This window comes from Methanothermobacter tenebrarum, assembly GCF_023167465.1.
Classification (GTDB): Archaea; Methanobacteriota; Methanobacteria; order Methanobacteriales; family DSM-23052; genus Methanothermobacter_A; species Methanothermobacter_A tenebrarum.
In genome coordinates, this window is record NZ_AP025698.1 from 1,044,366 (window position 1) to 1,056,397 (window position 12,032).

General features: G+C 42.3%; 16 protein-coding genes. 5 read left to right on the forward strand and 11 right to left on the reverse strand.

From position 1 onward, the window contains the following. The 4 genes from MTTB_RS05880 to MTTB_RS05895 all read right to left on the reverse strand — a co-directional run bounded on the left by MTTB_RS05880 (nucleotide 1) and on the right by MTTB_RS05895 (nucleotide 3,187). Nucleotides 1-1,161: a TIGR03576 family pyridoxal phosphate-dependent enzyme gene (locus MTTB_RS05880; protein WP_248565292.1), complete on the reverse strand. Its 1,161-nt coding sequence runs from the start codon at nucleotides 1,159-1,161 to the stop codon at nucleotides 1-3. 23 nt (nucleotides 1,162-1,184) lie between these two features. After that, nucleotides 1,185-1,688, reverse strand: a complete 504-nt coding sequence (locus MTTB_RS05885) for a TIGR00288 family NYN domain-containing protein (protein ID WP_248565293.1) — start codon at nucleotides 1,686-1,688, stop codon at nucleotides 1,185-1,187. Between the two features lie 193 nt (nucleotides 1,689-1,881). Continuing rightward, nucleotides 1,882-2,646, reverse strand: a complete 765-nt coding sequence (locus MTTB_RS05890; protein ID WP_248564097.1) for a DUF6282 family protein — start codon at nucleotides 2,644-2,646, stop codon at nucleotides 1,882-1,884. Further along, nucleotides 2,627-3,187, reverse strand: a complete 561-nt coding sequence (locus MTTB_RS05895; RefSeq protein WP_248564098.1) for a FumA C-terminus/TtdB family hydratase beta subunit — start codon at nucleotides 3,185-3,187, stop codon at nucleotides 2,627-2,629. The genes MTTB_RS05890 and MTTB_RS05895 overlap by 20 nt, the downstream gene beginning before the upstream one ends. Before the next feature lie 121 nt (nucleotides 3,188-3,308). On the opposite strand from MTTB_RS05895, the gene MTTB_RS05900 reads away from it, so the two are divergent. Further along, nucleotides 3,309-5,165: a DUF2070 family protein gene (locus tag MTTB_RS05900; RefSeq protein ID WP_248564099.1), complete on the forward strand. Its 1,857-nt coding sequence runs from the start codon at nucleotides 3,309-3,311 to the stop codon at nucleotides 5,163-5,165. Here the strand turns inward: MTTB_RS05900 and MTTB_RS05905 are convergent. Next, entirely contained in the window at nucleotides 5,125-5,412 is a 288-nt protein-coding gene (locus MTTB_RS05905) for a DUF5379 domain-containing protein (protein WP_248564100.1), read from the reverse strand. The genes MTTB_RS05900 and MTTB_RS05905 overlap by 41 nt on opposite strands. A 97-nt stretch (nucleotides 5,413-5,509) precedes the next feature. Between MTTB_RS05905 and rqcH the strand changes: the two genes are divergently transcribed. Beyond that, on the forward strand, nucleotides 5,510-7,456 hold the full coding sequence (gene rqcH / locus MTTB_RS05910) for a ribosome rescue protein RqcH (protein WP_248564101.1): 1,947 nt from the start codon (nucleotides 5,510-5,512) through the stop codon (nucleotides 7,454-7,456). Here rqcH and MTTB_RS05915 read toward each other — a convergent pair. From MTTB_RS05915 to MTTB_RS05935, 5 genes are read right to left on the reverse strand one after another with little or no spacing between them, the layout of a single operon-like run. Continuing rightward, nucleotides 7,453-7,749, reverse strand: coding sequence for a Zn-ribbon domain-containing protein (locus MTTB_RS05915; protein WP_248564102.1), 297 nt, complete (start codon nucleotides 7,747-7,749; stop codon nucleotides 7,453-7,455). The genes rqcH and MTTB_RS05915 overlap by 4 nt on opposite strands. After that, nucleotides 7,733-8,101, reverse strand: a complete 369-nt coding sequence (locus MTTB_RS05920) for a DUF2073 domain-containing protein (RefSeq protein WP_248564103.1) — start codon at nucleotides 8,099-8,101, stop codon at nucleotides 7,733-7,735. Before MTTB_RS05920 ends, MTTB_RS05915 begins: the two co-directional genes overlap by 17 nt. Before the next feature lie 14 nt (nucleotides 8,102-8,115). Then, the gene (locus MTTB_RS05925) at nucleotides 8,116-8,739 is read right to left on the reverse strand and encodes an Era-like GTP-binding protein (protein WP_428343361.1); all 624 of its coding nucleotides are present in this window, start codon (nucleotides 8,737-8,739) and stop codon (nucleotides 8,116-8,118) included. Nucleotides 8,740-8,748: 9 nt separating this feature from the next. Continuing rightward, nucleotides 8,749-9,444: a metal-dependent hydrolase gene (locus MTTB_RS05930; protein ID WP_248564104.1), complete on the reverse strand. Its 696-nt coding sequence runs from the start codon at nucleotides 9,442-9,444 to the stop codon at nucleotides 8,749-8,751. 3 nt (nucleotides 9,445-9,447) lie between these two features. Continuing rightward, nucleotides 9,448-10,338, reverse strand: a complete 891-nt coding sequence (locus tag MTTB_RS05935) for a phospholipase D-like domain-containing protein (protein WP_345893995.1) — start codon at nucleotides 10,336-10,338, stop codon at nucleotides 9,448-9,450. Nucleotides 10,339-10,813: 475 nt separating this feature from the next. On the opposite strand from MTTB_RS05935, the gene MTTB_RS05940 reads away from it, so the two are divergent. Continuing rightward, nucleotides 10,814-10,990: a class III signal peptide-containing protein gene (locus MTTB_RS05940; protein WP_345893996.1), complete on the forward strand. Its 177-nt coding sequence runs from the start codon at nucleotides 10,814-10,816 to the stop codon at nucleotides 10,988-10,990. On the opposite strand, the gene MTTB_RS05945 is transcribed toward MTTB_RS05940, so the two are convergent. Continuing rightward, nucleotides 10,987-11,529 carry a hypothetical protein gene (locus tag MTTB_RS05945; protein WP_248564106.1) on the reverse strand — a complete coding sequence of 181 codons (543 nt, stop codon included), beginning with the start codon at nucleotides 11,527-11,529 and terminating at the stop codon, nucleotides 10,987-10,989. The genes MTTB_RS05940 and MTTB_RS05945 overlap by 4 nt on opposite strands. A gap of 141 nt (nucleotides 11,530-11,670) precedes the next feature. On the opposite strand from MTTB_RS05945, the gene MTTB_RS05950 reads away from it, so the two are divergent. Both MTTB_RS05950 and MTTB_RS05955 read left to right on the forward strand, forming a co-directional pair. Next, nucleotides 11,671-11,847, forward strand: a complete 177-nt coding sequence (locus tag MTTB_RS05950; RefSeq protein ID WP_248565296.1) for a Flp family type IVb pilin — start codon at nucleotides 11,671-11,673, stop codon at nucleotides 11,845-11,847. 4 nt (nucleotides 11,848-11,851) lie between these two features. Continuing rightward, on the forward strand, nucleotides 11,852-12,031 hold the full coding sequence (locus MTTB_RS05955; RefSeq protein ID WP_248564107.1) for a class III signal peptide-containing protein: 180 nt from the start codon (nucleotides 11,852-11,854) through the stop codon (nucleotides 12,029-12,031). The last annotated feature ends 1 nt before the right edge of the window (nucleotide 12,032 follow it).

Sequence of the window (12,032 nt, forward strand, 5' to 3'; positions counted from 1 at the left end):
TTAGCCTCCTAGTATCTTTTTCGCCTTTTCAGGTTCTATTATTGTGTCTAATAGTTTTTGGAATGTTTCTTCTAGGATTCTTGTTATCTGGTCTGGTTTTAGTCTTTGGGCGTCTGGTGCTGAGAGGTCTAGTCTGAGTGTTGGGGATGCTCCTGGCATCCCAGCAGCTGGTATTGTTATTATCCCATGTTCCTGGAGTAGTAGCATGGCCCAGAGGTATGATGTCTCCTGTGGGGATAATCTTGTTTTAACATTGCGTTTTTCTATTTCTTTTTTTATCTCCTCTGGGCGGATCATAACACCCGTGGGGGTCTTCTGGAAGCCCTTGAAGGATCTTTTAAGTTTTTCGTATACTTCATCCCTTAGTTTGATGGCTTTGATGAGTCTTGTGGGTTCGAATTCTTCTAGTGCCCTTACCATGGCTGCTATGAGGGGTGGTTGTGCTTCAAGGCCGAACTTGTATGCTACACTCTTTATCCTTTTGACTAGTCTGGCTTTTCCTGCTAGTATTCCGCCACGGGGTCCGTTCATGAGCTTGTCTGTGCTCGTAATCGCCAGGTCGGCTCCTAGTTCTATCGCCTTGGGTTGTTTGTATATTATCGTCCTTAGGCGGGCCCCTGATGCGTCATCAACCACTGTTGGGATCCTTGCCTTCTTTGATAGGCTGATTATCCTTTTGAATTCTTCTATCTCTATTATCTTGTGGTCCATGGTGGCTCCTGTTATGAAGATGAGCTTCGTCCCCGGGGGTGTGTAAAATTCTTTGATGTTATCAAATTCTAGGTATTCTGCTCCTCTGACCTTGGCACTTTCAGGTACTGAAGGGTGTGACGGGGATTCTGGGAGGTAGTGTATGATTTTGCCTCCGGGTTTTGTTAGGGCTATTATTGTGGCGAGTATCCCGGCTGTTGTACGGTTGAATGCTATGACCTCCTCTCCTCCCAGATGTTCCACTGCCAATCTTTTGAGTTTTTCCTCGTATATGGCAGGTCCAATATACGTTTCTAGGAGCCTTTTATCCTCTTTTTTTATTGGGAATCCGCCCGCGAGGCCTGTGAGGTCATAGAGGGCCTCTCTACCCTTCTCATTTATGGTTGATCTGATTATCCTGAAGGCTTGTTCTTTTTTTAATATTTCATCTTCAGGTCCTCTGATGAGCATGTTCAATTATAGGGGCCCCCATGCTATTCCTTTGGCTTTTTGGTTTTTTCTTCAGATTTTATTACTATTGCATCATCTGCAGCATTTTTTAGTGCGGCGCTGAAACCGGGCTCTGCTCCGATGACAATAGTATATTTGCCATTTTCTTTTGCCTTGTTGATTATGGGGAGAAAATCAGCGTCACGAGTCATTAAAGCTATTATATCAATATTAGGATTATAGATAAGCTCCATGGCCTCCACGGCCATGTAAACATCAGTATCCCCCGCGACGACTATCGGAGTGAAGCCCTGGTTTACGATGGCTTCTATAAGCTTATCAGAAGCGTATTGGTTTAAGAGGACTTTACCAACCCTCATATTACCATACTCTGATAATATCTTCTTCACAAGGTCTAGGTCTAAGCTGAACTCTTTCCTGAGCATGTTAGGACCATCAACAAGCAAACCAATATTCTTATCCTCAGACTCCTTCTTCTTTATAGGTATATAATCCCTAATCGATGTTAGTTTTTCAAAACGGCGCATTTTCATCCTCCAATATTCATCTTAGTTCTTTACCTCCCAGTTTATCCTAAGAGACTCGCCCCACATACTCTCTGGGACTCTCCACTTGGCGAGTATTATAAAAAAATTCCTATTTAATAGTATGTTTTTTGTCTTCTTTTATTCCTTTCCATATGAAAACTTTAGAAATATAGTTAGTCACAAAATTAAACTTCTAGAATATTAACCTTTTGGGGGCTGATGAGCACATCCAATTGATATGCTTTTCTTTTAATCCACCTTGGATGAGGGACACTATAAACCATTTAAGCCCATCTACCGGGGGTGGGTTATGTTCCTGGCCAAGGTCTGTGGCAATTATACACTTTCTATATCCAACATATTCTATAGCCTCTATAATCCTACCCAAGGGTAGTTGTTCATGGAAACATGCTACAAGGCAATGTTCAAGGATCGCATGCCTTGACATTTCCCTCTGCTCTTCTAAACTTGCACCCACCACTCCCGTCAGGGGGTGATTGACTAGTATCCTCTGTATCCCGGTGGATCTTGCCAAATCTATAAGTTCAAGGATCTCATATGGTCTAAGGTGTCCTGTTGCAAGTACTAGGTCATGTTCTGCTATAACATCTAAAACCTCCCCAACATTTGAAAGGTTAACCTTTTCCCTTGAAATTGTAAGCATCCACACGAATCTCCCCCCAAGTTCTGCCGAGGCCTCCACAGCACTAGGATTCAAGCTCCCGATGGTCTCATTGAGTGTCACACCACCTATGACCTTCAAGCCCGTGACCTTAGATGCTATCCTAGCCCTTGAGGCGGTTGGTTCAACATGACTCTTTATTACTATGGCCTCCATTTCTTCAAGTCGAGCCTGTCTTGCAACTTCGATATCATCCAATAATCTAGGTACTATATCCGGTCCCGGGTGGATGTGGGTATCTATCATCCCCTGCAGGTTAACATTTAACCTTCTCATACAAGTTTTCACCATTGGAGTCCATGGTAACGATCAAAGGCCCGAAGTCCTGGACTTCGAACTCCCATATAGCCTCTGGGATGCCAAGGCTTGGCCAGTAAACCCTCCTAACCCTTTTAACATTCTCTGCGTAGAGTGCCGCGCATCCACCAACCGCTGCAAGGTAAACTGCACATTCCCTGGTTAAAGCATCCTGCACGCTCTTATCCATACCACCCTTGCCTATTATCGCCTTAACGCCTAAACTTATGATCCTGGACTGGTATGGGTTCATTCTAGCGCTTGTTGTCGGCCCTACAACGATAAGATCCACAGGGGGGTCCTCTATAATATCCCCATCGAGGGGTCCCCTTTGTCTTATTATAGGCCCCGCGTGGAATATCACAGTCCCTTTTAGGTCATATGGCGCCCCCTCTCTTATCATCTTCTCATGTGCACGGTCACGGGCCGTGAATATCCTCCCTGAAATATAGACGATATCACCTATCCTAAGCCCTTTAACATCCTCATCAGATAATGGTGTTTTAAGTTTCACTTCCACTCTTATCAGCCCCCCAATCTAAAGGGTGGAAACCCATCAAATTTTATTGGGGTGATTTTATAGTAAATATTTTTATCCTAGGTGAGATACCTAATGTTAGACAATGGGGGGAGAATCAAAATTGTCGAGTACAAAGAACATCATGAGCCTTTCAAAGTATATTATGAGCTTGCCTCCTACTAGGATCTCCCTACTCTCAATGATATTCCTAAGTTTCATCATTGGGGCTGTTGGATTCCTATTAGATCCTGTTAAGACCGGTCTTCTCGAGGATATAGTTGATGGTGGCACTAGTGGTGTTATAATATTTGGATTTGGGTCTATCATGGCCGGTGCCTTAACACAACCCTGGGTTAATTCTCTTGGCGGCCGGAGGATGAAAATGAAACAGTCAATGTTCCTCGCCTTCTTTTCCATGCTAATATTCTCACTGGTATACCTTATAGGTTGCATATCCTCAACCCTGTTTGGGGCGGATCTTATAATCAATTTCATAATCTTGGCTTCTGCTATCATTTTCGCCTTCAGACTCATTGTCATATGGGGTACCTCCAATATTAGCTTCTTAAATTCCATGCTTATTGCGGCAATTCAACCAGCCCTCATAATCTCCATGGATATCGTGGTGGTTTTCTTCAGTCTTACAACTACTAACATTGGCTATTTCAGCATACTAGCATTCCTTGTTAAGGCTATAGTAGCATCAGCCATCCTAATATTGGCCATCTACTCATTTGTGCTCGTGGTTGAATCTCCCATGCGACGCAACCTTGGGGTTGGCTCCCTAGAATTTTTAAGCCTTTTCCTATCCCACATCAGCGAGGATTCACCAGCACTCGAAGGCCTCTTCGAGGAAATAGGCGAGCCAATAGACACCATCATAGGCGTGATAGCATTCAAAAAGGGTTCAAAACTTAAAAGCCTATTCCTGAGCCCATCCGTACACCCAGGGCCAATTGGTAGTATCGGTGGGGGTAACATGCCCACAATACTCGCTGAAAAATTTAACACCTTCACGATGGTAGCCCACGGACCATCAACCCACGACTTCAACCCAGTATCTACAAAGGAAATCGAAAAAATGGAAAAGGCTATAAAAAATGTCCTAGATGATATGGAATACCACAACCATGCCAGCAGATTCCATCGGCTGGAAAATGATAATGCCAAGATTGGAGTGCAATTCTTCGGTGACGGTTTATTATTGTTGGCAACAATGGCACCCCATGGCTTTGATGATATTGACTTTGGCGTGGGCCTCTCACTCATAAACCTCGCCAAGAGCCGTTGCAATTCAAAGAATGTTATACTAGTCGATTGCCATAACTCATTCAAAGGGGAAGCTAGCAGGGTCATGCCAGGTAACAGTGAAGTTTTTGATCTTATGGACGCCCTTGATGGGCTTAAATGTCCAGGGGATATGAAAAATTTAAAGGTTGGCTGCGCATCCAACAGCCTAGATGGACTATCAAAGGAAGATGGTGTGGGTCAAAGTGGTGTGAAAGTTCTCCTAGTAGAGGTCGATGGTCAGAGGACAGCCTACATCCTCCTTGATGCCAATAACATGGTCCAGGGTTTCAGGGAGGAAATACTTGAAAGTGTAAAGTCCCTAGGCATCGAGGATGGGGAGGTGATGACCACCGACACACATTATGTGAACACCCTCTCAGGAGGCCATAATCCCGTGGGTAAAAGGAAAAAAGACAAGATCCTAGAGGCTATAATTGGATGCGTAGAATCTGCAGTTGATGATCTGGAACCAGTGGAGGTGGCCTGTGCCACTGCAAGGGTGAAAAATCTTAACACCCTAGGCCCTACTAATTCAACAGAACTTGTATCCACTATAAGTTCTATCGTAGCTGTTAGCAGGATACTGGCCCCGATAATATTCCTGGTAGCATTAATGTTCGTCCTTGTATGGATATTCTATCTCAACTTTAGATCGTGGTTGTGGTTAACAGGATCGCCCATACCATGAACCAGACAAATATGAATGGGAGAACACCATTTGACAGCCATCCCTTAAAACCGCCAACTTCTTCCTTTTCAAAGATCCTCTCGGCAATATTCCCTGCTAAGAGGAGGATGATAAGGCCCATGAATGTTCCAAGCGCCTGATTTTTACCGAGCGCTGGTATGGAGCCGCCTGATACTATGAATGAGATTATAGCAGCTATAAAACCTGCCAGGCTATGGATTGCTGTTATCTTGGCATCAACGTCCATCTAAATCTTACCTCCATGAAAAAATTCATAAAGGATGTTATCATCTAATTTATATAAAAGTTGCCACTCATGATCTATTCTTTTTTATGGTGAACCTATGAAGACAATGTCAAATGTTGATGTTTTCGCAGTAGCCCATGAATTAGACAAACTATTAAAGGGTGCGAGGGTCGCTAAAGCCTACCAGCCATTAGAGGATACTATAATCTTGAGATTGCACGTTAAAGGGGAGGGTAGAGTAGATCTTCTCATACAAGCTGGTGTAAGAGCGCACCTGACACGTTACCCCCTGGAGAATCCTATGATACCACCATCGTTTCCAATGTTACTCCGCAAACACCTGAAAGGTGGAACAATAGAAGGGGTTGAACAATACGATTTCGACCGGATACTGAAACTCAAAATAAAAAAGAACAAGATATACACGCTAGTAATTGAACTATTCGGAAAGGGCAACATAATACTCCTAGACGAAGATGATAAGATAATATTACCATTTAGGAGGGAAGTGTGGAGTGGGAGGAAAATCCTCCCAGGAGAAACCTACAAACACCCCCCAGGCCAGGCCATAAACCCACTAGAATTTGACATGGACCAACTAGCCCAACAGATAAGAGGATCAGAGACAGACATCGTAAGAACCCTCGCACGCAGTGGACTAGGGGGCTTATACGCTGAAGAAGTCCTCTTAAGGGCGGGGATCCGGAAGAACCTGCCAGCGAACAAACTAAACATAGATGATATTAAAAAAATCTATGACAGCATAAATGAAGTCTTCAAACCCCTTAAAAGATTAGATTTCACACCCAACATAATCCAAGAAAAAGACGTTATACCACTAGAACTTGAAATATACAAGGACCAAAAAAGAGAATATTACAATACCTATAACGAAGCCGCTGACGAATTCTTCTCAAAGAAAATCCGGGAAAGGATAAAAAGGGAGAAAGAAGAAACATGGGAAGACAAAATAAGAAAATACGAGAAAAGACTGAGAATACAAGAAGGAACCCTTAAAGATTACAAAAGAAAAGCCAAAGAATCCTCCCTAAAAGGCGACCTAATCTACTCAAACTACAAACTAATCCAAAACCTACTAGAGACCATATCAAAGGCCAGAAAAGAATACCCACACGAAGAAATACTTAAAAGAGTGAAAAAGGGTAAAAAAGAGAAAATACCCGAAGCCCAGATAATAGAATCACTCAACAGAAAAGGCAAAATCACAATAAAAATAGAAGACAAAACAATAACCCTAGACGCAACAAAAAGCCTCGAAGAAAACGCAGAAGCATTCTATGAAAAGGCCAAAAAGGCCAAGAAGAAAATAGTTGGAGTGAAAGACGCTATCAAAGAAACCCGAAAGAAACTAGAAAAGGTCAAAGAAAAAAAGGAAACAGCACTCAAGAAGATAACCCTACCAGAAAAAAGAATCAAAAGAAAACTTAAATGGTTCGAAAAATTCAGATGGTTCATCTCATCCCAGGGCTTCCTAGTATTAGCTGGTAGAGACGCCACAACCAATGAAATACTCGTAAAAAAATACATGGAACCCAAGGACATCTACCTCCACTCAGACATCCACGGAGCCCCATCAGTCATAATAAAAAGCAAAGGCGAGAAAATGCCAGAAAAGACGATAAAAGAAGCCGCAGTATTCGCCGCATCATTCTCCAACGCATGGAAACACGGATACAGTCACCTTGACGTTTACTGGGTCCACCCCGAGCAGGTGACAAAAACGCCACCACCAGGAGAATACCTGCCAAAAGGGGCTTTTGTAATAAAAGGTCACAGAAACTATATAAGGGGCGTGCCACTCGAAATAGCAGTTGGCATAATAGACTATGAAGGTCCAAGGGTCATGAGCGGCCCTACAAGCGCCCTTAAAAAACATACCAAAGATTATGTTATAATAAAACCCGGTTACACCAAAAAAGAGGTCATAGCCAAGGAGATACTTAAAAGGATAGACCCCAGTCAGGTTTTCACCCTTGAGGATATTATGAGGGTTCTTCCACCCGGAAAGTGCAGCCTAGCCTAGGATCTCCTTTTTTTCAAATGCTTTTTCAAGAGAAAATTTAAGTCGATGACATACTTTCCTTCCTCATCTGATACTATTATGGAATCATCCTCGAGGAGCGGTGTCAAGTTAACCTCATAGATGCCATTTTCATGTATCATTATAGTCTCTATAGAACCACCCGGCCCTTTACCCTCCTGTCTCCTCCTCTTCTTATGAGTGTACTTGAAGTATCTGCCACCACACTTGGGACATCCATTTGAAAGCTCTGCAACACTCTTATACTTGGCGCCGCAGTTAATGCACTGATGCACCAGAATCACCAATCTTCGCAATCATGGAAAGGAAATTGGACCTCTTTTTAACCGTCTTCATGACATTGGCTGGGCCGATTATGGTGAGTCCAATAGTCTTCTTCTTTGAGAAGCCGAAGAACGACTTTTCATCCTTTTCCAGGGTGTGTATATCTATACCCACAAAGTTTTCAATGTCTATTTCCCTCATCGTTGTTTCAATGAGCTCCGCCTCTTCTGATGGTGTGAGACTCCCCTCCAGTACTAGGATGTCACCATCCTTCACCCGTTCTATGATCATTGAAATCTTTTCAAGACTACTCTTATCCTCAAGGGCCTTTGATGATAAAAAATCCATCTTTAAGCCTTCCATTTTTTTAACCCCTTTTACCTAAATTTTTTCACCATTTCCATGTATAACTGTTCTATATTTTCCTTGTGTAATGCTGATATCGGCACGACAGTATGCTGTGGGAAAACTGCTGATATCCTATCCGCTGATGATTCCGGCAAGTCTATCTTATTAGCTATTATAAGGAATGGTATCCTCCTCGCCTCCAAGTTCCCTATTATTGTTATATTCGCTTGTGTCAACGGATCCTCTGTAGAATCCATAACGAGCAGAACCCCAGTAACATCATCCAACCACTTTATAGCCTCTATTATACCCTTAGTAGCCTCTTTAGCCCTTTCCTTGGCTTCTCTCTCTGACAATCCATATTTTAGGAAATTCTTGTAATCGACCTTCGTAGCCACCCCAGGAGTGTCTATAATGTCAAAGTATAATTTGGCCCCGTCTTTTTCTATGACCACCTCCTCTTGTTTGTAGACAGACCTAGTCTCATGAGGTATCTCTGATATCACCCCCAGGGGTTTCCCGATCCAATCTTCACAGATTGTATTTGCTAGTGTGGTTTTACCAGAATTCGGATGCCCGTATAAGCCTATTCTAATTTTCCTCCTCCTTCGAAGTAAAGTGTCTAACAATCTCCTGAAAAAACTATTCATCATACTCAACTCTTATTCCTTGTATGTTTCACCAGGCTCTAATATTATAACTTTTATAGGTGTCTCCTCTTCTAGGATTTCCTTGAATATGGTAGGATCCTGTTCTATGACCGGGAAAGTATTATAGTGCATTGGTATGACCTTCCGGGGTGATATCCACTTGGCCGCTACTATAGCATCCTCTGGTCCCATAGTATAACGGTCACCTATTGGTAGAAGTGCGATATCTGGCTTGTAGATTTCCCCGATAACTGCTTTCATGTCACTGAATAAGCCAGTGTCCCCCGCATGGTATATCTTCTGACCGTCCTCTAATTGGAATATGAACCCACAAGCACTCCCCCCTGGGGTTATTTCATCTGTGAAGTCTATATCAGGGGAGTGTTTGGCGTCAACCATGGTCACCTTGATATCGTCGAATTTTAGGGACCCCCCAATGTTCATACCCTCACTTTCGAGTCCTTGCTTCGAAAAGAATACAGAGAGTTCATGGGTGCCCACAAGCAGCGCCTTGCTTCGGTTGGCTATCTCCATAGCATCCCCAAGGTGGTCCGCGTGTCCATGTGTCACAAAGATCAAGTCAGCCTTTAACTCCTCTACTGGCATGTTACAGGCTGGGTTGTTGCTTATGAAAGGGTCAATAAGTATCCTGGTTTTCTCCTCCGATACTATTTCAAATGCTGAATGTCCAAACCATCTAAGCTCCATAGACTATCCTCCTATTGAGATCTCCTTAGAGAGACTCCAAGCTTTCTCGAATAATTTTTCTATTTCTTTGATGGATCTTCTGTCATCATATACTACACCTACTTCGAAGCTGTCATATATGGGATCTGTGGAGATTATAAGGCCCTTTTTATTATCTACGACGGCTGCGACAGTATGTATATGTGGCATTGTCCTTATATCTACATTGTTATCCATTAAGAGTTTTATGAGTTCTACTGAGGCATCATCATCTAGGCTAGCCTCTTGGATTATCACTCTGCTTTTTGTGTCCATGAATTTTTTTAATATTGAAATGTCCAGGTTGCGGATCCAAGGATACATTAGGATTATGCTCTCATTGGCTCCTGTTAGTATATCCCGCATGGTATCCTGGACGTCAAAGGCGTCAAATGACCATATTATAGTACTTTTCATCTTGTCTAAAACTCCTACAAAAGGGCTCATGCGCTCTTCTATAACTGCATCAACACCTTCAACATCATCCATATACCTTCTTTTAAGTGATCGCAAGCGCTCTTTAACAAAATTCGTACCCTTCTCCTTTTTGGGTTTTTTGGTGGGGGTTTCTTTTTTGGGTTTTATTTCGGTTTTTAGTTTTTCCATGACTCCTGGCCGAGGCCTTCTCGTGGGTTTTTTCTCCTTTCTTGGTTTTCTTCTGGGGATCTTTGGGGTTGTTTCAATCTTTAATGATTGAAGGTCTATACCCCCTGCGAATAATGCTATCATAAGCATTCCCATGACAGATAAACATAATCCTAAAAAGAATAAGCCAAAACTGGGCGGCACCCCAAAACCAAAACTCATAAGATAAAGTCCAATAATAAGCAAACCCACGCCTCCAATAGTGACCAAAAGATAAATCAATTCGAACACCCTCCCCATAACATTTTATTATACCTTATATTTTATTCTTTTGATAATAAATTTTACCCCTAGGATGAAAAGTCTAATGCAAAATATATAAGGGTTTGGCAGTAATCCTTGAGGGGAATGAATTAAATTTACAGAGAGCTTCCCATTTGAGGTGGTCTTATAAGCCCGAGATCGTAAAATCATCCTACATTCTGAGGATTTGAACATTCTTAACTTTATCGGTGGGGAAACCCACCAGTGGGGGATGAAAGCCCAAAAAGCACCTATAATGGAAACGCTAGGAACCTGCAAAGTTTAAGAGCAAGTATGAGATGAAGGATCCTATGCCCTGGTCAATGAATCAGGAACCCCCCAAACAGGTTCACAGGGAGAATTCCAAAAGACAGAACAACTCAAAGACCCCCACATGAGAATCCCATAAATAATATAATATATTAAGGTCTAATATAGAAACATGGATGGGGGGTTCTTGTTGATGATATTTGATGAGAAGGGTCAGGGTGCGGCGGAGTACGTTTTATTATTCGGGGCTGTTATAATCTTCGCAATCTTAGCATTAGGGATCTATTATTCATACTTCAAAGACCAGAGTCCTTTTTCAAGTTCTGAGGACTTGAAAAATGTAAGGGAGAATGTCGCCCGAAACCGTTAATATTCCCTCACCTTGAAATAATGTATAAGATCCTCGAATTCATCTAGTGAGCCTTTTTCGTCGCTTAGCGCCCAGGAGAGTCTCCTGATTATCCTATCCTTATTCTTGGAATCCATGATGAATATTTCATTCATCATCCTGTCAAAAAGAGTATAATCCTTCATACCAGCAACAGCCATCTTCGCCCTGAAAAGCCTCCTAAGTTTCTTATATGCTCTTTCAGCCTCCCCAGCATCCTCCGACTCCGTCCTCCTAAACAACATGGAAATCTTAAAAGGATCCTTCCTCATAAGACCAAAAACTATACCATCAGATTTTATAGATTGTATCCTTTTAACACTATTATAGACACTAAGATCATAATCTACAACTTGCACCTTCCCATCTTCCAGGAGCTTCATCAAGGCCTCGTTAATGCTCTTATCAGAAACCGGCCTGCCCAGAGCCTCCCTGGTCTTCTCAGCTATCTCCCGCCTCGAAAGGTCATCCTCCGCGAGTAATCTGAGTATGATCTGGTCAATGTTATATTTCCTCGGCACTCCCAAAACCCCCAACACAGATTATGTGAAAATATACACAATACCCTATAAATATATTGTGAAAAAGAAATTTTCATCATAGAAAAGGTTTATAAGAAAAAACAAAACTATAATAATATAGTGATATGGGAGGTGTAAATGATGAGATTATTAAAGGATGAGAAAGGACAAGGAGCAGCAGAATATATACTACTATTCGGTGGCGTAATCGTCATAGCAATAGTAGCACTAATACTATACAGAAGATACTTCCAAGGTCAGAGCCTTAACAGCGTAGAGGACATACAGAATGTAAGAACTAATTTATCACAAGGATAATAGGATGATTTGTGTGTTGGAGGAGGAGGCTCAGGTCAGTGCTGAGATGATATTGATCATAGGTGCCTTGTTAATCATAGTGATAGTTGTGGGCGTGTATGTCAGGGATATTGCAGGTGCCATCGCAGGGAACATCACCGAGGTAATAGATGCGTCCCGCGACTCCACCATCCAAAAACTATAAC